The organism is Brevibacterium sp. HMSC08F02 (genome assembly GCF_001807555.1).
GTDB classification, from domain to species: domain Bacteria; phylum Actinomycetota; class Actinomycetes; order Actinomycetales; family Brevibacteriaceae; genus Brevibacterium; species Brevibacterium ravenspurgense.
In genome coordinates this window covers 189,163-210,441 of sequence record NZ_KV789345.1, presented here as the reverse complement: position 1 = coordinate 210,441, position 21,279 = coordinate 189,163, and the positions used below count along the sequence as shown (strand labels likewise).

The following is a 21,279-nucleotide window of genomic DNA, read 5'->3' as shown; positions in this document are numbered from 1 at the left end:
GAGCGTGGCCTGCGGAGGCCAGCAGAGTCAGCGGCGGGCCAGGGGTGCATCCGAACTGCGCAGCACGAGCTCTGGTTCGACCCAGTAGGCCGGCAGCGGATCCACTGGCCCTGCCATGAGCCGCTCGATTTCGCGTACGCCAGTGCTGGCCAGCTGCTCCCAGTCGAACGTGACCTGCGAAATGGGCGGGCTGAAAACATCTGCGTCCGGGACATCGCCGACAGCCAGGAACGAAAGATCGTCCGGCACCCGCAGACGCAGACGCTGAGCCGCCTGGAGGAAGCCCACCGTGAGGTCCGGGGATGCGCTGATGACAGCGGTGCAGCTGGTGTCGAGCAGCTGTTGGGCCGCCTGCGCTCCAGCCAGCACGCCGGGGTCGGACACGACGACGGGTGCTTGATCGCGGGTGCCGGTGATGAACAGCAAGTCCGCCATCGTGGTCCGAAAAGCACTCACGCGGGAGTTCTTCGCGGAGTCTTCCGGCACCGCCAGGCCGATCCTCGTGTGCCCCAGCTGCACCAAGTGGCGCACCGCGGTCTCAATGCCGACGGAAGAATCCATGATGATCTGTGCAAAGCCCGTGTGCCGGGCGTGCGAGATGCGCAGCATGGGAAGTTCCGTGCCCGCCAGCTTCTGGGCTTCACTCGATGCGGGTCCGCCGCCGACGACGATCACACCGTCCACACCGACGGCGGAAAGGAGTTCGTAGGTCGGCGGAAGGCCCGGGTCCGTGACCGCCTGCACGGCAACGTGGCCGACCGCGAAAATGCGCTTGGTCAGCTCTTCTATCAGGGTGGTGAACGGTTCGATGTCCGGCCCGATCGGGGCTGCCGTCACCACGGCGATCCGCTTGACGTCAGGGACAGCCGGCACCTGCACACCGAGGGTGCGCAGCGCGATGTCCACCGCACGCCGGGTCTTCGGCGCCACCGCAGAAGACCCGCGCAGGGCGCGTGATGCCGTGGCCTGGGAAATGCCGGCAGCCGTGGCGATCTGCTGCAGGGAAACACCGGACAGTTCGTACTGGGACACGCTCACCTCCTGACCGCCGCTGTCGAGGCGCGGGCCAGCAGCCGGGGACGGAAGTTCGGCGGAACCGCCACCGGCGGGTTGCCGTCCAGAATGTGCAGGGCGGCTGTGGCGAGCGCTTCAGCCAGGCTCTCGGTGTCATAAGAAAGGACAGTTGCAGGCGGATTGGTGAACCGCATGGTCGACGAATCGCCGATCCCGATGACTGACAGGTCCCGCGGCACGCTCAGGCGACGACGGCGCATGGATTCAAACACGCCGTACATTTGCAGGGCGCTCTGCGTTATGACCGCGGTGCAGGCAGCATCACGCAGGATTGATGCGGCTTCAACACCGCCGGCGAAGGTCTTCGGGACGGCCGCAATCCAATCATCGAGGTTTGGTGCGATGGCTGCCGCCGGGTGGAGCGCACCGAAGTTCTCCTTGAGGATCTCTGCGAGTTCCCCAACGTCCTTGCACACCAGGCCGATACGGCGATGCCCAAGGTCATACAGGTGGTCGAACGCCAGCTTCATACCCGCGCGCAAGTCGATTTCGGCGGCGATATCGTCGCGCCCGACCATCATGCCGTCGGTGCTGACAGCAGTGCTTCGCCTGCCGGACTCAGAAAACCGCACGACCGGCACATCGACATCGAGTTCCGTGAAGGTTGGGGTGATGATGACAGCGGCACCGGCATCCAGGCAGGCGCGCAGTTCCCGCCCCTCAGCATCGAGATACGGGGTCATGACCGCATGCCCCGCACGCTGCAGGTGGGCGATCGCAGCACGGGCAACATCCGTCTGCCAGTGTTCGGGGTTCTCCGGCAGACTCACCGCGGCAAACTGGCCCGCGGCCGCACCGAGCAGTGTGGAGCGCTGATAGCCGACGGCCTCGACCGCGCTCATCACCTTCGCCCGCGTTGCCTCCGCGACGACGTCACGACCGCCGAGCACGCGCGAGACCGTCGAAACCGAAACTCCCGCACGCTCAGCAACGTCTTTCAGCCGAACACCCATACGGCGAAGTCTACGGCAGGCTGAGAACTCCATGGCAGGCTCACAGACGCCCTCATGTGCGGTAATGTTGTCTCCGTTCACCGCTCCCCAACGGTTTTTCGCCACGCTGTTCAATGACGAAAGGCATCAATGGCACGGGTCGTCCTCACAGGCCTCACACACCGGTATCCGTCGACTGTGACAACAACAATCGACAATCTCAGCCTTGATGTGCCGGACGGCGAACTGCTCGTGGTGCTCGGCGGCACCGGATCGGGCAAAACCACGCTTCTGCGGCTGATCAACGGAATGGAAACGCCGACGGCCGGCACGATCACCTTCGATGGCGAAGACGTCACAAAGCTGCCGGCACACCAGCGCCACGTGGTCATGGCCTTTGAGAACTACGCCCTCTACCCGCACATGACAGTCGCCGAGAACATGGCCTTCGCACTGCTGCTGTACGGCGAAACGCAGGAAGGCGCCAGGGAGCGCGTGCACGCCGTCGCCAAGCGCATGGGTCTGGAAAACCTGCTGGATGCCACCCCGGACGAACTGACCGGCACCCAGCGCCACACTGTCTCGATGGCACGCGCAGCCGTGCGCAGGCCGGCAGTGTTCCTCCTGGATGAACCGCTGAACCGCCTGCCCGAAGACACCCGCGAAGAGACCACCGCGGCATTGGCTGACCTCCAGCGCACCATCGGCATCACGTCGATCGTTGCCACTCGCGACGTTCCTTTGGCGCTCGGCATCGCCGACAGAATCGCCGTGCTCGAAAAGGGCAGAATCACGCGGCTCGGAACGCCCGACGAGCTGCGCGACTCCCTGTGACGAGCGGGTGGGACGCGGCAGCGGGCGTGCGGCAGGCGCGCTCAGCGCCTGAGCCAGGCCCGGCGGGCGTGCCGGCTGCACAGATCACCGCTGTTGACGCTGATTTGCGCGAGCACCTAGCTTCCCTGCCGTGGAACAGACCCCTGGCCGAATGGGATGGTGTGCAGCTCGGCCCGTTTGGGTTGTCGCGCCACACCGTCCGAACCGTAGACTGCGTGCAGCCTGGTGCGGCAGAAGGCACACAACCTGCTGCGCTGGTCATCAAGGAAATGGGCGAAGATGGCGCCGGTGACGAATACCGCCTGCTGCACGCACTGCGGGACGCACGATTACCGGCGGTTTTCCCACTGGGGGTCGTCACCGGCCGAACCACGGCGGCTTCAGGGGCGCTCATCACCCGACGGCTGACACCCGCCGCTCGCTACGACGAAATCCTGCGGGACGGGCCCCGCTCCCCCGCCGCACACAGCGTGGTCGACGCTTTTGCCGAGCTTCTGGCCCACCTGCACCGGGCCGGGTTCTTCTGGGGCGATGCTGCACTGTCCAACACGCTGTTCTCACCCAGCAGCGACGGGCACACCGCGTGGCTGGTCGATGCTGAAACCGGCGAGCTTCACCCCAGCCTGTCCGAGGGCCAGAAAACGCACGATCTTGAACTGGCGCGCCTCAACATGGCGGGCGAGCTGTTCAACACCGCTCACTCCACTGACGAGGCGGATCTCGCCTCCGTGCGCAAACTCGACTCCCGTTTGGTCGAGGCGTACCGCTCCCTCACGGGAGCGGACTGAGACTCAGGCGCCGGGTTCGGCGGGAGCGCTGCGCAGACCGCGCGTGCGCGCAATTTCATACAGCGACACCGCGGCTGCAACACCCGCGTTGAGCGATTCGGTTGCTCCCGCCATGGGGATCGACACGATCTGGTCGCAGGTTTCGCGAATAAGCCGCGACAGACCCTTGCCTTCCGAACCGACAACCAGACACACCGGTTCGGTGCCCAAAGAGAGTTCCGGAAGATCCACATCGCCGTCCATGTCGAGGCCAAGCACGAACACGCCCTGCTTCTTAAGCTCGGTGAGTTCGCGGGCCAGGTTGACCACCTGGGCTACGCGGATGCGGGCTGCCGCGCCGGCCGAGGTCTTCCAGGCCCCGGCGTTCATGGCGGCGGAACGGCGTTCGGGGATGATCACACCGTGACCGCCGAAAGCTGCGGCAGAGCGGATGATGGCCCCGAGGTTGCGAGCATCGGTGATGCCGTCGAGGGCCACCAGCAACGGCTTCTGCACTTCCGCGGCAGCCGCATCCAGCAGGTCCTTCGGGGTTGCGTACTCGTACGGTGGCAGGACAAGAGCGAGTCCCTGGTGGACCGCCCTGTCGGTCATGCGGTCAAGCTCATCGCGGCTTGCCTCCAACAGCGGAACTCCGCGGTCAGCGGCAATTGCGATCGCATCGCGCACCCGGTCGTCAGAATCGGCACCGCGGACAATGTAGAGCGCTTTCGCCGGCACACCTTCGCGCAGGGCTTCGAGCACCGAGTTGCGGCCAGCCACAGTGTCAACACCCTGTTCGCCCTTGAAGCGACGAGAGTTCTGCTTGCCCTGCTGGCGGCGCTGCCGTTCGAGCTTCTCCTTGTGCGCCTTGTGGTAAACGCGGTCTTCGGCCTTCGGCGTGGGGCCCTTGCCCTCCAGCCGACGCCGCCCGTGACCGCCCGTGCCCTTGCGCGGGCCCTTTGCCTTCGCCATGTTCAGTCCCTTACGTGGTAGCGGTAGCCATCGGCGGTGTCTTCGACGACGATGCCGGCTGCTGCCAGCTGGTCGCGGATCGCATCGGCCACGGCCCAGTCCTTGTCGGCGCGCGCCTGAGCGCGCGTGCGTACGAGTTCGTCGACCAGCTGGTCAAGAGCGTGCGCGGTCGCCGAGGATTCCCCACCCTGCGCCCAGGTGGCAGAACTCGGGTTGATGCCGAGGATGTCGAGCATGAGCTCAACCGAGGTCAACACTGTGGCGAGTTCACCTCGGTCCCCACCCTCAAGCAGGCGGAAGCCGGTGCCCACCTGGTCGAACACGACGGCCAAGGCCTTCGGGATGCCGAGGTCGGCATCCATGGCCTGTGCGAAGGATTCCGGCACCGTTATCGAGGTGTCGCGGAACGTCGGCACTGCCGGAGCCTCATCTCCGAGTTCCTGCCGGGCTCGGGAAATGAAGTTGCGGATCCGCTCAAGGGCCGGCGCCTGGCCTTCGACCAGCTCTTCCGAAAACTCCAGCACGGAACGGTAGTGCGCCGTGGACAGGAAGTACCGCACCAGAAGTGCGGAATGATCGTCGAAAAGGTCGTGGGCGAAAATCGAGTTGCCCAGTGACTTCGACATCTTGTCCCCGCCCACATTGAGCAGACCGGAGTGCATCCAGATGCGGGCAAAGCCGTCGCCGGCCGCGGTCGACTGAGCGAGTTCGTTTTCGTGGTGTGGGAAGCGCAGATCCAGGCCACCGCCGTGGATGTCGAATTCGGCACCCAGGTACTTAGTCGACATCGCGGAGCACTCGATGTGCCAGCCCGGCCGGCCGCGACCCCACGGGGTGGGCCAGCTGGCGGTCAGCGGGTCGCCGTCCTTGTGCCCCTTCCACAGGGCGAAGTCGCGCGGGTCGCGCTTGCCGCGCACCTCGGCGTCGGTTTCGGCCATGTCGTCCAAGCTCTGGTGGGTCAGCGCACCGTACTGTGGCCAGGACCGGGCGTCGAAGTACACGTCGCCGCTGCCGTCTTCTGCCGCGTAGGCATGGCCGGCATCGATGAGCCTGCCGATCAGTTCGACCATTTCGGTGATGTGGCCGGTGGCACGGGGCTCATAGGACGGGGGCAGCACGCCGATCCGGTCGTAGGCGGCAGTGAACACCTGCTCGTACTTATAGGCGTGAGCAAACCACGGGCGGCCCTCTTCGACGGACTTCTGCAGGATCTTGTCGTCGATGTCGGTCACATTGCGCACCAGCAGAACATCAAGTCCCCTGTAGGTCAGCCAGCGGCGAAGCTGGTCGAACACGACCGCCGAGCGCATGTGGCCGATGTGGGGCGCGCCCTGAACGGTCGCACCGCACACGTAGATCCCCACCTTGCCGTCACAGACGGGAACGAGGGGTTCGAGGGTGCGGGACTTGGTGTTATACAGCTGAATTGTCACGGCTGACAGTCTAGCCGCCATCTGCTGCACGCGCCCGGCCCGGAAGCCCCGGCGCACCCGCTCCTGCGAATCACAAACTGACAACAGTCTGGACGCGCACTGGGAAAACTATGACATTCGTCACGAATTCGTCTACAGTTTCCTCAACATCGCATCAAAACAAAGGTGTTTTATATGTCTACTCAAGCACCCCCTCAGGGTGAAAAGCGGCAGGTTTTCGTCAGCCGCAGCGCTTTCATCTTTGCCGCAGTCGGCTCTGCAGTCGGCCTGGGCAACATCTGGCGTTTCCCCTATGTCGCCTACGAGAGCGGCGGCGGAGCGTTCATCCTCCCCTACCTCATCGCTCTGCTTACGGCGGGTATCCCACTGCTGTTCCTGGACTACGCAATCGGCCACCGGTTCCGGTCTTCGGCCCCGCTGGCCTTCCGGTCGATGAACCGGGCGGCTGAACCCATCGGCTGGATCCAGGTCGGCATCGCCACCGTCATCGCCATCTACTACTCGGCAATCATCGCCTGGGCGGCCAGCTACGCCTGGTTCTCCCTGTCGAAGGCATGGGGCGACGATCCCGAGGGCTTCCTCTTCGGTTCGTACCTGCAGCTGGATGACGGCGGTCTGCCTACCGCGGATATCGTGCCCGCAGTTCTCGGCCCGCTCATCGGCGTGTGGGTCATTACGCTCATCATCCTCTTCCTGGGCGTGCAGGGCGGTATCGCCCGCTTCTCGAAGGTCTTCATTCCGCTGCTCATCGTCCTGTTCGTGGGGCTCGTCATCCGAGCCCTCACGCTGGACGGAGCCATGACCGGCCTCGACGCCCTGTTCAAGCCGGACTTCAGTCAGATCGCCAAGCCCAGCGTGTGGATCGCCGCCTACGGTCAGATCTTCTTCTCGCTGTCTGTTGCCTTCGGCATCATGCTGACCTACGCGTCCTACCTGAAGAAGCGCACCAACCTCACCGGCTCCGGCCTGGTCGTCGGTCTGTCGAACTCCGCGTTCGAAATCCTCGCGGGCCTCGGCGTGTTCGCCGCACTGGGCTTCATGGCCACTGCTTCTGGAACCGAGGTGAGCGAAGTGGCTGCCGGCGGTGTCGGCCTGGCATTCGTGGTGTTCCCGCTGATCATCTCCGAAATGCCCTTCGGTGAGATCTTCGGTGTGCTGTTCTTCGTCAGCCTGATCTTCGCGGGTCTGTCCTCGCTGATCTCGCTGGTGCAGGTGCCGATCGCAGCTGTTTCGGACAAGCTCGGCATCTCGCAGCGCAAGTCGACCGGATTCGTCGGCGGCGGCATGGCGCTTGTCGCGGTGGTCGGCTTCTCCACCACCTCGGGCCTCATCACACTGGACACGATTGACTACTTCGTCAACAACATCGGAATCGTCGGCATTGCCATCATCGCGGTCATCACGGTCGCCTGGGTTCTGCGCCGCCTGCCGTTCCTGCGCGACCACCTCAACGCGGTCTCAACATTCAAGCTCGGCAAGGTCTGGATGGCGTTCGTCGGAGTCATCACCCCGATAGTCCTGGTCGTCATGCTCGTTCAGGTCATCATCACAACCATCAAGGAAGGCTACGAAGGCTATCCGCAGATCACGCTGAACCTGCTCGGCTGGGGCGTCCTCGGGCTCATCCTGGTGGTGTCGATTCTCCTGTCGATCACACCGTGGCCGCGCAAGAGCCTCGAAAAGGTTGAACGAGCCCAGGCTGAGTTCGAACAGCAGCTCAGCTCCCCGGCCGCCGCCCCACATGCGACCACTGAACCGCAGGCCGCGCCGGAAGCCACACCGCACAACGAGAACGGAGTTACGCCATGAGCGCATCCGCAGTCATCATGATGCTCATCGCCATCATCACCGTCTGGGGCGGTCTCGGAGCCGCAATCCTGCACCTCAAGGCGCACCCTGACGAGGCGGCCGGCGACATCGACTGATCCGTCGCCACCCGCTGACTGAACAGAGGCCGGGCTTCGCACACCGCGAAGCCCGGCCTTTATTCGTGCCGAGTTTTCGGTAGCGTGGGACATGACACATCAACGACTGCTTATAGGAGTCAGCATGTCCCAGACCGTGAAGGGCATTGTCGCCTTCGCAAAGGAAGAACCCGTACAGCTAGTCGACATCGTCATCCCCGACCCCGGTCCGGGCGAAGTCGTCGTCGACGTCAAGTCCTGCGGTGTCTGCCACACCGATTACCACTACCGTCAGGGCGGAGTCAGCGACGACTTCCCGTTCCTGCTGGGACACGAATCCGCCGGTGTTGTCAGCGCGGTCGGCGAGGGCGTCGTCCACGTTGAGGTCGGCGATTTCGTCATCCTCAACTGGCGCGCCACCTGTGGTGAGTGCCGCGCCTGCAAGCGCAACGAACAGCAGTACTGCTTCGCCACCCACAACGCCAAGCAGAAGATGACGCTCACCGATGGCACGGAACTCGAAGCCGCCCTGGGTATCGGGTCCTTTGCTGAAAAGACCCTCGTTGCCGAACGCCAGTGCACCAAGGTCGACGAGGGCGACCCGGCCGTGCTGGGGCTTCTGGGCTGCGGTGTCATGGCGGGCATTGGCGCGGCCATGAACACCGGTGAGGTCAAGCACGGCGATTCCGTGGCCGTCATCGGCTGCGGTGGTGTGGGCTGTGCCGCCATTGCCGGCGCAAAGCTGGCGGGCGCATCGACCATCATCGCGATCGACTTCGACGACAAGAAGCTCGCCGCGGCAGAAGAACTCGGCGCAACCCACAGCTTTTCGTCAAAGGGCATGAGCGAAGACGAGGTCGTCGAGAAGGTCCAGAGCCTCACCGGCGGCTTCGGCGCTGATGTCGTTATCGACGCCGTGGGCCGCCCCGAAACCTGGCGCCAAGCGTTCTACGCCCGCGATCTCGCCGGAACGGTCGTCCTGGTGGGTGTTCCCACACCAGACATGGAGCTGACCGTCCCCTTCATCGACATGTTCGCCCGAGGCGGCAAGCTCAAGTCCTCGTGGTACGGCGACTGCCTGCCCGAACGCGACTTTCCGATGCTCACCGAACTGTACAAGCAGGGCCGCCTGCCGCTGGAGAAGTTCGTCACCGAGCGGATCAGCATCGAGCAGGTTGAAGATGCCTTTGACAAGATGGCGCGAGGAGAAGTCCTTCGATCGGTAGTGGAGTTCACATGACAGACAGCGCAGTCCGCATTGAGCGGCTCATCACATCGGGAACCTTTTCACTCGACGGCGAAACCTTTGACGTCGACAACAACGTGTGGATTGTCGGCGACGATTCCACCGTCGTCGTCATCGACCCGGCACACAACCCGAATGCGATTGCAGAAGCGGTCGGCGAACGCGAAGTCAGCGCGATCCTGCTGACACACGGCCATGATGACCACATTCGGTACGTCTTCGACGCACAGGCCAAACTCGGCGACCCGCCGATTCTGCTCAACCCCGCCGATTCGGTCCTGTGGGACCAGGTCTTCGAGGACCGTCAGCCCACCGGCCGGATCGACGACGGCGACAGCTTCACGGTGGCCGGCCTGCGTCTGAGCGCGCTTCACACGCCGGGCCACTCCCCCGGCTCCACGTGCTTCTACATTGCCGAAGGCCTCACGGGTGCCGGACTGCCCGAGGACGTTCGGGGAACCACAGCCTCGGATGCCGAGGTGCCTGTCCTGCTGTCCGGTGACACTCTGTTCAACGGGGGCCCGGGAGCAACAGGACGGTCGTATTCGAGTTTCGACACGATCATCGAGTCGATTCGCGAACGCCTGTTCGCCCTGCCTGAGGACACGATCGTGCTGACCGGACACGGCAATTCCACCAGCATCGGCGCGGAAAAACCGCACCTGCAGGAATGGATTGACCGCGGACACTGAGCGGCATAGTGTCTCCCGCGACCACCATCTGTTTTGTTCATAAAGGATTTTCATGGCCACCACCCAACTGCAGAAGCGTCTGAAGACCCGGCACCTCGTCATGATGAGCCTCGGGTCGGCAATCGGCGCGGGCCTCTTCCTCGGCGTCGGCGAAGGAATCGCCGTTGCCGGCCCGGCAATTCTTCTGGCCTATGTGGCTGCCGGACTCATCATCATCTCGGTGATGCGGATGCTCGGCGAAATGGTTGTCGCCGACCCCAACCCGGGAGCGTTCTCCTACTACGCCGGCAAGGCGCTGGGCCCCGCGGCCGCTTTTGCCGTGGGGTGGCTGTGGTGGGTGCAGCTGTGCCTGGTCGTTGCGGTTGAGGCGACAGCCGCCGCGCAGATCATGCGCTCGGCGTTCTTCCCGGATGTTCCCCAGTGGATCTGGGTGCTGGCCTTCATGCTCATCTTCACCGTCATCAACCTCATGGGCGTCGGCTCGTTCGGCGAATTCGAATACTGGTTCAGCTTCATCAAGGTCGCCTTCGTCATCCTGTTCCTCATCGTGGTCACAGCCTTCCTGTTCGGCCTGACCCCCGGTGAATCCCCCGGTCTGAGCAATGTGCAGGGCATCGACCTGGCGCCCTCGGGCATCGGCGGCATCGGCACCGGCCTGCTCATTGTGATCTTCGCGTTCGGCGGCATTGAGATCCTCGCGGTCGCAGCAGCTGAAACAGCAGATCCGGAAACCTCTATCCGCAAGGCGATCGCGGGCATCGTGCTGCGCATCCTCGTGTTCTACATGGGTTCGGTGACGCTCATGATCCTCGCTGTCCGCTGGGACAACCCGGACCTTGCCGAAAACCCGTTCGTCACGACCCTGACGACCACCGGACTGCCGGCAGTGGGCGCCATCATGGCCATCATCATCGTGGTGGCTCTGCTGAGCTCGCTCAACGCGAACGTGTACGGAGCTTCCCGCATGGTGTTCTCGCTGGCCCACCGAGGCATGGCACCGGCGGCCACGGGACGCGCAAACAACAGGGGCGTCCCGATTCCAGCGATCATGGTGTCGGTCCTCATCGGCTTCGCATCCGTGCTCGTCAACGCCTTCAACCAGGACAATGTGCTGTTCATCGGCCTCAACGTGGTCGGCTCAACACTGCTCGTCACCTGGATCGCGACCGTGGCCAGCCACATCGTCCTGCGCCACCGCGCCGAACGCGACGGCACCCCGCTGCCCATGAAGATGTGGGGCTACCCGGTCCTGTCGTGGCTGACCGCGGCCGCTCTGCTGGCCGTCATCGTGCTGGGCATGTTCGCTCCCGACACCCGCACGCAGATGCTGTGGACGTTCGGCATCTTCGCCATCGTGTGGCTGATCGGCGTCATCGTGACGCGCGGTAAGTCAGTTGAGGAAGTCACCGGCGGCGATGAACTCGCACCGGACGAACCTCACGCCTGGTAAACCAGGGCGGTCGCCACAGCGGCGACCCCTTCACCTCGACCGGTGAAGCCCAAACCGTCAGACGTCGTGCCGGACACCGTCACCGGCGCTCCGGCGGCAACACTCAGCACCCGCTGGGCTTCGGCCCGGCGGGTGCCTATTTTGGGGCGAGTGCACACGGCCTGCACCGCGATGTTGCCAATGGAAAAACCGGCTTCGCGCACCAGGCGGGCGGCTTCTTTCAGCAGTTCAGCACCGGATGCTCCGGCAAGCTCCGGGCGGTCAACGCCGAAGTGCGCGCCCAGGTCGCCGATGCCGGCGGCAGAGAACAGAGCGTCACAGCAGGCGTGAGCCACCGCATCGGAGTCCGAGTGCCCCTCCAGGCCCGGCCCGGCGTCTTCCCACAGCAAGCCCGCCAACCACAGGGGGCGCTGTGGGTCGTCCGAAAAAGCGTGGGTGTCAAAGCCGATTCCCACCCGCATTGTCATTCTCCTTGCAGTCGAGCGCGCGCTGTGCGCAGATCTTCTGGGTACGTGATTTTGTGTGCCGCTTCTGCCCCCGGCACTCCCCTGGCGGGAATGCCGATGGCTTCCAGGAGCCCCGCATCGTCAGTTGCCGAAAGACCGGTCTGGCGAGCGTGCCGGTGAGCCGCGCGCAGGTCTTCCGTGCGGAACCCCTGAGGGGTCTGGACTCGTCTGAGCTGGGAACGGTCGACGGAAGTCGCGAGGTCCTCGACTGACGAGGTGCTGCCCGCCACTGTCCTGATGGTGTCGGCTACCGGGAGGGTCGGCACAACATTGCGCTCACCGGCGCGCAGAGCATCGATCACGCGGATGAAGACCTCGTTTGGGGTGAGCGCGCGAGCTGCGTCGTGCACAAGGACGAAGCTGGGGTTGACGGTTTCGAGCCGCGCCAGAGCGGCGGAAACGGAATCTGTGCGCTCAGCACCGCCTTCAACGACCGCAACCAGACTGCGTGGAACTTTGAGCGAGTCGCATTCGGCGTCTGCGATGGCGCGCGCTTCTTCCAGCAAGTCCGCGGGTGCGGCAATAACGGTGAGCCCGCAGCCGGCACGCAGACCAGAGCGCAGGGACCACGCCAAGAGCGTGCGGCCTGCCAGTTCAACGAAGGCCTTCGGACGGTCAGCGCCCAAGCGCGTACCGGACCCGGCGGCGGGAATGATGAGAGCTGTCTCCACGACAGCAATGGTAGCCGGCGGCAGCGACATGGCGGCTGCTGGCGGTGGCGACGCCAGCCCGGGGAAACAGCCGGCACAGAAGCACAAAGCCCGCGCTCAGGACAGTCTGAGCGCGGGCCGTGTGACAGAAATCAGGAAGCGAGAACCTCGTCAAGCATTGCTTCGGCTTCGTCCTCTTCCTTTTCCTTGGCCAGAGCCAGTTCAGAAACCAGAACCTGACGTGCTTTGGCAAGCATGCGCTTTTCACCAGTGGAAAGTCCGCGGTCCTGTTCGCGGCGCCACAGGTCGCGAACAACTTCGGCAACCTTGATGACATCGCCGGACTGGAACTTTTCGAGATTGGCCTTGTAGCGGCGCGACCAGTTAGTGGGCTCTTCGGCCACTTCAGCGCGCAGAACTTCGAAGACCTTTTCCAGACCCTCTGCGTTGACGACGTCGCGAACACCGACGAGGTCGCAGTTCTCAGCAGGGACTTCGATTGTCAGATCGCCGTGCGAAACCTCAAGCTTGAGGAAGACGGTCTCTTCACCCTTGATCTTGCGGGTGTTCACTTCTTGAACAGTGGCTGCACCGTGGTGCGGGTAGACGACGGTGTCTCCAACCTGAAAACTCATACTCTTTAGTCCCCTTTCGGTGACCCATCTTACCACGACACTTTCCGCAAATTGGGCGACAGCGGTCCACAGTGTGATATAGCGCTCTACTGGCACTTTCAGAGGACCATGGGAGATTCCATACTGAATCCTGTGACCCGAGTTTCGGACCGTTGACAAAAACAGGTACGATGCGGTCAGAGGCTTAGCATTTCTTCTTCTAGGAGCTTTAATCGTGAAAAGGCTGACCCGCTTCGGCGCCGTCGCGCTCGCAGCAGCCCTGGTTGCACCCCTCACCGGCTGTGCCGCACTGATCTCTTCTCAGCAGACCGCCAAGTACCACTACAACGGTGGCGACGGCGCGGCCACCTCGATTGACGGTGTGGACGTTCGCGGCATCCTGCTCATCTCAGACGAAGACCAGGAAAAGGCCCAGCTGTTCTACACGCTGGTCAACAACAGCGAAGAAACCGCCGAAGTCTCGATTGAGGCCGGCGACAAGACCGTCAAGCAGACCGTCAAAGCTGGGGACACTTTCTCGCAGGACCCGCAGAACCCCAACGCTGAAGGCGACAAGGAAGTCATCGTCACCGGCCTGAACCAGGAAACCGGCACCCTCGTCGACGTCACGGTCACCGTCAATGGCAACTCCGAAGACGTGCAGACGCAGATCCTCGACGGCAGCCACTGGTACTACAAGACCCTGGAGCCCACCAGCGAACCGTCCGCCGGCGCTGACACCACCACGGACAGCACCACCGGACAGTGAAGCCGGTGAGTCTGCTCCCACAGCGGACAGACTCTTAACCACAGGCTTACAGCAGAGGTCCCCGAGCGATTGTCGCTCGGGGACCTCTTGCATGTGGCGCCGCCTCGACAACCAGAGCAAACCAGACCGGCACAAGCCCCACCTCGGCGGTGCGGGTGCACCCTCCCCACCTCGGCGGTGCGGGTGCCCTCCCCACCTCCGCCTCGGCAAAAACTCCCGTAAGCAAGAAAAACACCCGTTAGCCGCACGCAAACACCCGATAGCCGGAATCTGCGCGAAAACAGCCACTGCTAAAGCGTGGATCCGTTGCTAAAGCGTGGGCGACCGCCCACAGGAGGCAGCACAAGGGCATGCCTAAGTGGAATTCGGGTTCCGGCACAAGCCCCACCTCGGCGGCCAGCACAAGCCCCACCTCCGCCTCGACAACCAGAGCAAACCAGACCGGCATAAACCCCGCCTCGACAAAAACACCCGTAAGCAACAAAAACACCCGTTAGCCGCACACAAACACCCGATAGCCGGAATCTGCGCGAAAACAGCCACTGCTAAAGCGTGGATCCGTCGCTAAAGCGTGGGCGACCGCCTAAAGCAGAGGCCCCCGAGTGGAGTTCCACTCGGGGGCCTCGCCGTTGGCTTCGTCTCAGCCCGTTGGCACTTTGTTCAACCAGCCAACTGTCTTAGTTCAGTCCTAATGGGCGCAGCCGCTCAGACTGCAAAGCCTCAGTCTTCGAACTTGTAGCCCAGGCCGCGCAGTGTTGTCAGCAGCTTGGGTTCGGAGGGGTTGACCTCGATCTTGGCGCGCAGACGCTTGATGTGGACGTCGAGGGTTTTGGTGTCTCCCACGTAGTCGGAGCCCCAGACCCGGTCGATCAGCTGACCGCGCGTCATAACGCGACCGGCGTTGCGAACCAGCATTTCCAGAAGCTCGAATTCCTTCAGCGGCAGCTGCATTTCCTCGCCGCGCACCGTGACCACGTGACGGTCAACATCCACGCGCACACCGCCGGCTTCGAGAACGTCGTCGAATTCGTCGTCAACAGACGCTGAACCACGGCGCAGAACAGCGCGAATGCGCGCCAGAAGTTCGCGCGAAGAATACGGCTTCGTCACATAGTCATCCGCGCCGAGCTCCAGGCCCACAACCTTGTCGATTTCGGCGTCCTTTGCAGTGAGCATGATGATCGGCACGTTCGATTTGCTGCGAATAGTGCGGCAGACTTCAGTACCCGGCAGACCGGGCAGCATGAGGTCCAAAAGCACCAGGTCTGCCCCGCCGGTCTCGAATTCCTCGACCGCCTTCTTGCCGTCAGCAGCCACAACAACGTCGTAGCCTTCGCGACCCAGCAGGTAGGACAGCGGGTCCGACAGCGACTCTTCGTCTTCGACGAGCAGAATCTTGGTCAACTCATGCCTTTCTCTCGTGACCTTCGACAGACATTCCGTCCGAGGTCTTGTTTTCCGGCGGCTTCAGAAGCCGAACATTATCAGCCGGCGTGGCCGGCAGGATGATGGTGAAGGTAGACCCCTCACCGGGACGACTCCACACGTCGATGCGGCCGCCATGGGTGGCCACGATGTGTTTGACGATCGACAGACCCAATCCGGTGCCGCCCGTATTGCGCGAACGCGCCGGATCAACCCGATAGAAGCGCTCAAAGATGCGCTCGGATTCTTCTGGGGAAATGCCGATCCCGTGGTCGGTGACGGTGATCGAAGCATCGCCGTCCGCAAACTCCACGCTGATGCCCACAGAAGTGCCGGAGTTCGAATAGTTGACCGCATTGTCAATCAGATTGCGCACCGCATTGACCAGAAGGTCAAACGAACCCTGCACAGCGGTGCCAGGGCTGCCGGAGACTGACAGTTCGATGCCTTTCGCTTCGGCATTCGTCCGCGCCCGATCGACAGCCTCCTGCACGACGTCGTCGAGTTCGACCCGGGCAGTTGATTCCAGCTGTTCGTTGTCCTGCACGCGGGAAAGGTTGATGATCTCCTGGACAAGCTGCGCCAGGCGAGCAGATTCCTTCTGCAGTTTGCCGCCAAAGCGCTGCACGGCCTCGGGATCGTCCGAAAAGTCAGTAACAGCTTCAGCCATGAGGGAAATCGCGCCGATGGGTGTTTTGAGTTCGTGCGAAACATTCGCCACGAAGTCGCGTCGGACAGCGTTGATGCGGTGGGACTCAGTCTGGTCGTCACACAGCACAAGAACATAGGCCTCGGCCAGCGGAGCAACGCGAGCGTGCAGATAGCGGCGGCTCTTTTCATCCGACCCGCGCTGAGTTTCAAAGTCGATCTCTTCGATCAGACCGCGCACACGCACTCGCGCAACGGCTTCGCGCAGCTGCGGCGCGGCCAGCACGTGACCGCGAACAAGACCAAACGTGTAAGCGGCAGGCGATGCCTTCGTGACATCGTCACCGGCGTCAATGACAATTGCCGCGCTGGGCAGAACAGCAAGGACTTCGGCAATGCCGTCGGGAAGTTCATCATCCGAGTGCAGGGATGCGGACGACCACGAGCTTTCGGACATGCGGAACGCAAGGATCCCGGCGATGCCCAAAATGAGGCCAACTCCGCCGGTGATGAGCGAAATGATCAACACGTCCACACTGATAGCCTAAACGGATGGTGACGCGGGTTCTATCTGAAAGCGACGGAGTTGACGATATTTCCCGTGGTATTCATATTGGTGACAGGCTCCTTTAACTCCCGCTTGAAAACGTTAACTTGATTCGTGTGGGTGTACAGTGCCTCACGTAGAACTTCAAGGAAAGGACCTCGAGTGCGCGAAGCCTTCCGCAATGAACTCGAATCCATCGCCGACGGACTCGTCGAAATGGCCGAAAAGGCCACCGCGGCCATGGAGGGCTCAGTTCAGGCTCTCTTGGAAAACAACCTCGAACTCGCTCAGCAGGTGATCGCCGCTGACGATTCGATTGACGGAATGCAGGCTTCCCTGGACCGCCGTTCAGCAGAAGTGCTGGCTCTCCAGGCCCCTGTCGCAGCGGATCTGCGCGCCGTCATCGCGGCGCTGAAGATGTCGGTTGCCATCGAGCGCATGGGCGACCTCGCCCGCCACATCGGCTCGCTCGTGCGCATCCGCCACCCCGAACCGGCTCTGCCCGAGCAGTTCCGCGATGTCTTCACCCACATGGGCACGACCGCGGTCCGCATCGGCAATGCTCTTGTTCAGCTGCTGAGCGAGCCCGGCACTGCAGCCGTTCCGATGATCGCTGCGATCGACGAAGAGCTCGACACTCTTCACCTGCGGGTGTTCACCATCATCGGCGAACTGTCTAACGGCGAAATCTCGCCCAGCCAGATTGCCGATGTCACGCTGATCTCCCGCTACTTTGAGCGCTTCGGCGACCAGGCCGTCAACGTGGCACACCGCGTTGAGTACCTGCTCACCGGTTCGTTCGAACCGACGCTGTCAACGCTTCACGACTCCGAACCGGCCCGCCGCGAAGCTGAAATCGCCGACATCCGCGCTGAGCAGAACGAAAACTGAGCAGCACAGGGTTCAGCAGCACACAGCTGAACGCATAAGGCCCGGTGTCCACATGGACACCGGGCCTTTGCGGTTGATGCTGAACTTCAGCGCGCCGAAGCTCAGCTCTCAGCTCACTTCTTGCCCTGGGCTGCGACAGCAGCGGCGGCTTCTGCTGCAGCTTCCGGGTCGAGGTAGCGACCACCGGGGGTCACCGGCTTGAAGTCTTCGTCGAGTTCGTAGTGCAGCGGAATGCCGGTGGGGATGTTGAGTCCAACAATCTCTTCGTCGCTGATGCCGTCGAGGTGCTTGACGAGCGCACGCAGCGAATTGCCGTGTGCGGTGACCAGAACCGTGCGGCCCAGCTGAAGGTCCGGGACGATCGAGTCGTACCAGTACGGCAGCAGACGCTTGATGACGTCTTTGAGGCATTCAGTGCGCGGAATGGCCGAACCCAGGTTTGCGTAGCGGGCTTCCCCTGCCTGCGACCATTCCGAGCTGTCGTCGAGTTCCGGCGGCGGAGTGTCGAACGAACGACGCCACGTCATGAACTGCTCTTCACCGAATTCGTCGCGCACTTCGGCTTTGTTCTTACCCTGCAGGGCACCGTAGTGGCGTTCGTTCAGGCGCCAGGAGCGCTTGACATCGATCCAGGACCGGTCAGCGGTTTCCAGTGCCAAGTTCGATGTGATGATGGCGCGCTTCAGGCGCGAGGTGTGCAGGACATCGGGAGCGAGTCCCGCTTCTGTCAGCAGCTCACCGGCCCGGGCGGCTTCGGTGCGGCCCTTATCAGTGAGGGTTACGTCAACCCAACCGGTGAAGAGGTTCTTCTTGTTCCATTCGCTTTCGCCGTGGCGCAGCAGCACGAGGTTGTAAGTCATATCTCTATTCTTCCATGCGGAGGCGGCTTGCGGCGGGATCATCCGCAGGGCCGCCGTTGACAGTCTCAGACAGCGTCAGTTTCAGCTGAAATCAGCCGCGGTCGCTGTCATTCTCACTGGCTGTTTTCGTCACCTGTTTCGGTGAACGTGCCGATGAATTCGTTGTCGTCGGTATCCAGCAGGTGCTTGAACGCTTCGAGGTTGCGGGTGGATTCGCCGCGGGCGATCCTCCACGCCCATTCGCGCTTCATCGATGTGAGGAAGCCGTGGACCAGAAGGTCGTTGAAGCTGTCGTCGGAGACCGTGAGGATTTCGCCCATCACCTGGTCGATGATTTCAGGCGTCCACGCGGAGGCCGGGATCGACGCACGCAGGTAGACATCCCCGTGCGGGTCGAGGAAAAACGACACGAGGTGGAGGATCTGGTTGCGTCGCAGCATCCACCTGTAGAACGCGGCATGGTTTTCGTCGGGCCTGCGCATGAGGAACGCCTGCAGGTCGACTCGACTGGGCGTGAAGCGAACCGACACGGTGGTTTTGAGCTTCTTTTCGCCCGGCAGCGTGACGACCAGGTGGCCGACGTCGACCACATCGAATTCGACCTCCGCGTCTTTGGCCCAAGCGACCAGGGCAGATGCTGTTTCTTCGATCGACGTCATTCGTTCCTCCCCGCGGGCTTTCCACCCGCTCTGGCAACAGTGAGTGCTTCCATTACCTTCTCAGCACAGGCCTGCCACGTAAACCTCTGTGCGCGCTTGTGCGCCGCCCGCCCCAGGCGATCGCGCAGTCCTGGGTCATCGAGCAGCCGTGCGAGCTCCTCGGCCCACAGCCGGTGGTCCCGCTTAGCCAGCAGAATTCCCGTTGCCCCGCTGTCGACGATGACCTCCAGCCCGCCCACGCGCGAGGCGAGAACCGCGCGGCAGGCGGCTGACGCCTCGGCGGCGACAAAGCCGAAGGACTCCGAGCGCGACGGCACGATCACCACGTCAGCCGCCCTGTACCAGTCGGCGAGCTCTTCGGCCGGCACGGGTTCGCGGATCTCAAGAACCTCAGCAACCCCGAGCCTCTCGGCCAGTTCGGTGTACACGCTGTCGTGTGCGTCCCCGGATGCCGCGCCCAGCTGGACCATGCGCGTGCGGCTTGCCAGGTCCGGCCGCAGAGCACGCAGCGATGCGAGGGTTTCGATCGCCAGATCGGTTCCCTTGACGCGCTGCATGCGGCCGACACCCAGAACCAGCAGATCGGCGTCCACGCCCACCCGGCTGCGTGCTTCGGCCTGGTCGCCGGGGGTGAAGATGTCTGCGCGCACTCCCGGCGGCGCCGTGAGCACTCTGTCAGCCTTCGCGCCCAGCAGATCCTGCGCGTCTTCGGCTTCTGCCGGGGTGTTGGCCACGATGGTGTCGGCCGTCTGCGCGATCCGCCGTTCGGCTTCCAGCCGCTGATCCGGTTCGCTGTGCCCCGGGAAGTCGCGCTCCTTAACCGCTGCCATGGTGTGGAACGACACTGCGGTCGGTTTGTGCGGCTTCGCGCGCAGGGCTGCGTCGGCTGAAATCCAGTAGTGCGCCCACACGCACTCGGCGGCACGGTAGTCGGGGTGTTCGCTCAGCTGCCGGGCCAGGATGTCGATGTCGGCTGCGAGTTCCTCTTTTGTCTGGGCTCTCGTCTCCAACAGGTGGGCACGGATTCCGGGACCCAGTTCACGAGGTGCCTGCTGGCTGCCGCTCTGCAGCTGCGGGTCCGCTGTGAAGATGTCGACTGTGTGCCCGGCGGCCGCGAGTTCCCGTGCGACGTTGAGGGCGTACACGTTGAGGCCGCCGGCGTCACCGGCACCGGGTTGGGCAGCCGGGGACGTGTGCAGGGAGATGAGTGCCAAACGGCGAGCGGATGAGTTCGGCATCGGCGGCTCAGCTGCCAAAGAACTCACCCAGTATGCGGCGCACGTCCTGGCGGCCGCGCCACAGGATGGAGCCGCGCGGCAGAACTTCGAAGCGCGCGCTGGGGAACGCCGCCGCATATTTCTGTGCGACTTCAACAGGGTGGCTGTTGTCGTCCTCGTGGGTCAGCACAAGAACTTCGCCCGTGAAACCTGCCGCACCCTGCGGGTTCTCAACTGCCGTTTGGCGCGCCAAGCCGATGCCGTCTTTGAGGTCAGTTGTCATGATGGCCCGGGCTCGCCCGCGAGCGAACTGCTGGGCTTCCGGCATCTGCCGAACCTCGGGCGCTTCGCGTTCCACAAGAGCCCGAACGAGGCCGTCTTCATCACCGGATTCGACATAGCCGCGCAGCATCGTCGTGTACGCCTCAAAGTTCTCCATGAGGTGTTCGGGCGGCGGGGTCCACGAGGCCGGGAGGACAAAAGCGACCTTTTTCAGACTGCGTGCAGCCGGATGCCCGTCAGTGATGAGCCTGGCGAGAGCCCCAGCGCTCATGGAAACCCCGAGTGCGTGATCAGCGTCAGTGCGCTCAAGAACACCCGCGAGCGCGTGTGCCAGCATCGGATAGTCCCACCCGGGTCCCGGCGATGGGTTGCCTCCGTGGCCGGGCATGTGGGGAAAGACTTTTGTACCGCGAATACCGGCTCCGAAGGGCCTGGTGTCGCGAATGCTGCCGCCGAAGCCGTGCGCGAAGACGGTCGTGGGCTCACCCGAGCCGATGATGGCCGTGTAGTGCTCTTCCGCGCCGGGCAGAATCGCGCGCGTCATCGCCGGTCACGTCGGGGCTGAACGGCGCGCAGCTTCTTGGCCATGTCGCCCAGATAGATGCCGGCGGCCACGATGCTGGCAATGCCCAGCAGGCCAAGACCACCCGTGCCGCCGGTGATCGGCAGGTTGACGAACGCCAAGGCCGCGGCCACACCCAGGATGATGCACCACAGCGCCTTAGAGTGGCGGTCAATGGCTTTGTAGGCCTCGTCAGAGAATCGCAGCGAGTCGATGAACGCGATCGTCGTCAAAGCGAAGACGCCCACCTGGATGAGCATCATGATTCCCATTTGGATATTCCCGAGCACCTGCATGCCGCCATTCTAGCCGGGCGCAAGACCATGGACCGCAGCATCCAAATAA

General features: G+C 63.2%; 23 protein-coding genes. 9 read left to right on the top strand and 14 right to left on the bottom strand.

Annotation, left to right across the window (positions count from 1 at the left end; translation table 11 throughout):
• Positions 1–27: 27 nt before the first annotated feature.
• Positions 28–1,032 carry a LacI family DNA-binding transcriptional regulator gene (locus HMPREF3172_RS02740; protein WP_070515207.1) on the bottom strand — a complete coding sequence of 335 codons (1,005 nt, stop codon included), beginning with the start codon at positions 1,030–1,032 and terminating at the stop codon, positions 28–30.
• A gap of 2 nt (positions 1,033–1,034) precedes the next feature.
• Positions 1,035–2,027, bottom strand: a complete 993-nt coding sequence (locus HMPREF3172_RS02735) for a LacI family DNA-binding transcriptional regulator (RefSeq protein WP_070515205.1) — start codon at positions 2,025–2,027, stop codon at positions 1,035–1,037.
• A gap of 129 nt (positions 2,028–2,156) precedes the next feature.
• Here HMPREF3172_RS02735 and HMPREF3172_RS02730 point away from each other — a divergent pair, with 129 nt between their 5' ends.
• A complete protein-coding gene (locus HMPREF3172_RS02730; RefSeq protein WP_070515203.1) occupies positions 2,157–2,840 on the top strand; it encodes an ABC transporter ATP-binding protein in 684 nt (227 codons plus the stop codon).
• Positions 2,841–2,908: 68 nt separating this feature from the next.
• Positions 2,909–3,628, top strand: coding sequence for a lipopolysaccharide kinase InaA family protein (locus HMPREF3172_RS02725; RefSeq protein WP_070515201.1), 720 nt, complete (start codon positions 2,909–2,911; stop codon positions 3,626–3,628).
• A gap of 3 nt (positions 3,629–3,631) precedes the next feature.
• Here the strand turns inward: HMPREF3172_RS02725 and rlmB are convergent, their stop codons facing one another.
• Positions 3,632–4,579, bottom strand: coding sequence for a 23S rRNA (guanosine(2251)-2'-O)-methyltransferase RlmB (gene rlmB / locus HMPREF3172_RS02720; protein WP_061942095.1), 948 nt, complete (start codon positions 4,577–4,579; stop codon positions 3,632–3,634).
• A gap of 2 nt (positions 4,580–4,581) precedes the next feature.
• Positions 4,582–6,012 carry a cysteine--tRNA ligase gene (gene cysS, locus HMPREF3172_RS02715; RefSeq protein ID WP_070515268.1) on the bottom strand — a complete coding sequence of 477 codons (1,431 nt, stop codon included), beginning with the start codon at positions 6,010–6,012 and terminating at the stop codon, positions 4,582–4,584.
• Between the two features lie 174 nt (positions 6,013–6,186).
• On the opposite strand from cysS, the gene HMPREF3172_RS02710 reads away from it, so the two are divergent.
• The 5 genes from HMPREF3172_RS02710 to HMPREF3172_RS02695 all read left to right on the top strand — a co-directional run bounded on the left by HMPREF3172_RS02710 (position 6,187) and on the right by HMPREF3172_RS02695 (position 11,304).
• On the top strand, positions 6,187–7,821 hold the full coding sequence (locus tag HMPREF3172_RS02710; protein ID WP_070515199.1) for a sodium-dependent transporter: 1,635 nt from the start codon (positions 6,187–6,189) through the stop codon (positions 7,819–7,821).
• Positions 7,818–7,937: a methionine/alanine import family NSS transporter small subunit gene (locus HMPREF3172_RS10245; RefSeq protein ID WP_019175780.1), complete on the top strand. Its 120-nt coding sequence runs from the start codon at positions 7,818–7,820 to the stop codon at positions 7,935–7,937. Before HMPREF3172_RS02710 ends, HMPREF3172_RS10245 begins: the two co-directional genes overlap by 4 nt.
• A gap of 124 nt (positions 7,938–8,061) precedes the next feature.
• Positions 8,062–9,156 carry an S-(hydroxymethyl)mycothiol dehydrogenase gene (locus HMPREF3172_RS02705; RefSeq protein ID WP_070515197.1) on the top strand — a complete coding sequence of 365 codons (1,095 nt, stop codon included), beginning with the start codon at positions 8,062–8,064 and terminating at the stop codon, positions 9,154–9,156.
• The gene (locus tag HMPREF3172_RS02700) at positions 9,153–9,854 is read left to right on the top strand and encodes an MBL fold metallo-hydrolase (protein WP_070515195.1); all 702 of its coding nucleotides are present in this window, start codon (positions 9,153–9,155) and stop codon (positions 9,852–9,854) included. Before HMPREF3172_RS02705 ends, HMPREF3172_RS02700 begins: the two co-directional genes overlap by 4 nt.
• Positions 9,855–9,906: 52 nt before the next feature.
• Positions 9,907–11,304, top strand: coding sequence for an amino acid permease (locus tag HMPREF3172_RS02695; protein WP_070515193.1), 1,398 nt, complete (start codon positions 9,907–9,909; stop codon positions 11,302–11,304).
• Here the strand turns inward: HMPREF3172_RS02695 and ispF are convergent.
• The 3 genes from ispF to HMPREF3172_RS02680 form a co-directional block, all read right to left on the bottom strand.
• Positions 11,292–11,771, bottom strand: coding sequence for a 2-C-methyl-D-erythritol 2,4-cyclodiphosphate synthase (ispF, locus tag HMPREF3172_RS02690; RefSeq protein ID WP_070515191.1), 480 nt, complete (start codon positions 11,769–11,771; stop codon positions 11,292–11,294). The genes HMPREF3172_RS02695 and ispF overlap by 13 nt on opposite strands.
• Entirely contained in the window at positions 11,768–12,481 is a 714-nt protein-coding gene (gene ispD / locus HMPREF3172_RS02685; protein ID WP_256173129.1) for a 2-C-methyl-D-erythritol 4-phosphate cytidylyltransferase, read from the bottom strand. The genes ispF and ispD overlap by 4 nt, the downstream gene beginning before the upstream one ends.
• Before the next feature lie 131 nt (positions 12,482–12,612).
• Positions 12,613–13,095, bottom strand: a complete 483-nt coding sequence (locus tag HMPREF3172_RS02680; RefSeq protein ID WP_019175786.1) for a CarD family transcriptional regulator — start codon at positions 13,093–13,095, stop codon at positions 12,613–12,615.
• Positions 13,096–13,309: 214 nt separating this feature from the next.
• Here HMPREF3172_RS02680 and HMPREF3172_RS02675 point away from each other — a divergent pair, with 214 nt between their 5' ends.
• On the top strand, positions 13,310–13,843 hold the full coding sequence (locus tag HMPREF3172_RS02675; RefSeq protein WP_019175787.1) for a hypothetical protein: 534 nt from the start codon (positions 13,310–13,312) through the stop codon (positions 13,841–13,843).
• 720 nt (positions 13,844–14,563) lie between these two features.
• On the opposite strand, the gene HMPREF3172_RS02665 is transcribed toward HMPREF3172_RS02675, so the two are convergent.
• Positions 14,564–15,247, bottom strand: coding sequence for a response regulator transcription factor (locus HMPREF3172_RS02665; protein WP_019175788.1), 684 nt, complete (start codon positions 15,245–15,247; stop codon positions 14,564–14,566).
• 1 nt (position 15,248) lies between these two features.
• Complete coding sequence (locus HMPREF3172_RS02660; RefSeq protein WP_062020068.1) at positions 15,249–16,451, bottom strand: sensor histidine kinase; 1,203 nt, start codon at positions 16,449–16,451, stop codon at positions 15,249–15,251.
• A 174-nt stretch (positions 16,452–16,625) separates the two neighbouring features.
• Between HMPREF3172_RS02660 and phoU the strand changes: the two genes are divergently transcribed.
• Positions 16,626–17,354 carry a phosphate signaling complex protein PhoU gene (phoU, locus tag HMPREF3172_RS02655; RefSeq protein WP_062020066.1) on the top strand — a complete coding sequence of 243 codons (729 nt, stop codon included), beginning with the start codon at positions 16,626–16,628 and terminating at the stop codon, positions 17,352–17,354.
• Between the two features lie 113 nt (positions 17,355–17,467).
• On the opposite strand, the gene HMPREF3172_RS02650 is transcribed toward phoU, so the two are convergent.
• From HMPREF3172_RS02650 to HMPREF3172_RS02630, 5 genes are all read right to left on the bottom strand, one after another.
• On the bottom strand, positions 17,468–18,214 hold the full coding sequence (locus HMPREF3172_RS02650; protein ID WP_061942117.1) for a phosphoglyceromutase: 747 nt from the start codon (positions 18,212–18,214) through the stop codon (positions 17,468–17,470).
• A 113-nt stretch (positions 18,215–18,327) separates the two neighbouring features.
• Positions 18,328–18,873 carry a type III secretion system chaperone family protein gene (locus HMPREF3172_RS02645; protein WP_070515185.1) on the bottom strand — a complete coding sequence of 182 codons (546 nt, stop codon included), beginning with the start codon at positions 18,871–18,873 and terminating at the stop codon, positions 18,328–18,330.
• On the bottom strand, positions 18,870–20,111 hold the full coding sequence (locus tag HMPREF3172_RS02640) for a glycosyltransferase (protein WP_070515266.1): 1,242 nt from the start codon (positions 20,109–20,111) through the stop codon (positions 18,870–18,872). Before HMPREF3172_RS02640 ends, HMPREF3172_RS02645 begins: the two co-directional genes overlap by 4 nt.
• A gap of 7 nt (positions 20,112–20,118) precedes the next feature.
• Positions 20,119–20,916: an alpha/beta fold hydrolase gene (locus tag HMPREF3172_RS02635; protein WP_070515183.1), complete on the bottom strand. Its 798-nt coding sequence runs from the start codon at positions 20,914–20,916 to the stop codon at positions 20,119–20,121.
• Positions 20,913–21,230 carry a DUF2516 family protein gene (locus HMPREF3172_RS02630; protein ID WP_062020059.1) on the bottom strand — a complete coding sequence of 106 codons (318 nt, stop codon included), beginning with the start codon at positions 21,228–21,230 and terminating at the stop codon, positions 20,913–20,915. Before HMPREF3172_RS02630 ends, HMPREF3172_RS02635 begins: the two co-directional genes overlap by 4 nt.
• Positions 21,231–21,279 lie beyond the last annotated feature (49 nt).

Bases quoted from the DNA above. Each gene is read 5' to 3' on its own strand.
- HMPREF3172_RS02645 (WP_070515185.1), bottom strand. From the start codon at position 18,873: ATGACGTCGATCGAAGAAACAGCATCTGCCCTGGTCGCTTGGGCCAAA.
- HMPREF3172_RS02730 (WP_070515203.1), top strand. From the start codon at position 2,157: ATGGCACGGGTCGTCCTCACAGGCCTCACACACCGGTATCCGTCGACT.
- HMPREF3172_RS02635 (WP_070515183.1), bottom strand. From the start codon at position 20,916: ATGACGCGCGCGATTCTGCCCGGCGCGGAAGAGCACTACACGGCCATC.
- HMPREF3172_RS02695 (WP_070515193.1), top strand. From the start codon at position 9,907: ATGGCCACCACCCAACTGCAGAAGCGTCTGAAGACCCGGCACCTCGTC.
- HMPREF3172_RS10245 (WP_019175780.1), top strand. From the start codon at position 7,818: ATGAGCGCATCCGCAGTCATCATGATGCTCATCGCCATCATCACCGTC.
- rlmB (WP_061942095.1), bottom strand. From the start codon at position 4,579: ATGGCGAAGGCAAAGGGCCCGCGCAAGGGCACGGGCGGTCACGGGCGG.
- HMPREF3172_RS02705 (WP_070515197.1), top strand. From the start codon at position 8,062: ATGTCCCAGACCGTGAAGGGCATTGTCGCCTTCGCAAAGGAAGAACCC.
- HMPREF3172_RS02735 (WP_070515205.1), bottom strand. From the start codon at position 2,027: ATGGGTGTTCGGCTGAAAGACGTTGCTGAGCGTGCGGGAGTTTCGGTT.
- HMPREF3172_RS02680 (WP_019175786.1), bottom strand. From the start codon at position 13,095: ATGAGTTTTCAGGTTGGAGACACCGTCGTCTACCCGCACCACGGTGCA.
- HMPREF3172_RS02710 (WP_070515199.1), top strand. From the start codon at position 6,187: ATGTCTACTCAAGCACCCCCTCAGGGTGAAAAGCGGCAGGTTTTCGTC.
- HMPREF3172_RS02630 (WP_062020059.1), bottom strand. From the start codon at position 21,230: ATGCAGGTGCTCGGGAATATCCAAATGGGAATCATGATGCTCATCCAG.
- HMPREF3172_RS02640 (WP_070515266.1), bottom strand. From the start codon at position 20,111: ATGCCGAACTCATCCGCTCGCCGTTTGGCACTCATCTCCCTGCACACG.
- ispF (WP_070515191.1), bottom strand. From the start codon at position 11,771: ATGACAATGCGGGTGGGAATCGGCTTTGACACCCACGCTTTTTCGGAC.
- HMPREF3172_RS02700 (WP_070515195.1), top strand. From the start codon at position 9,153: ATGACAGACAGCGCAGTCCGCATTGAGCGGCTCATCACATCGGGAACC.
- HMPREF3172_RS02650 (WP_061942117.1), bottom strand. From the start codon at position 18,214: ATGACTTACAACCTCGTGCTGCTGCGCCACGGCGAAAGCGAATGGAAC.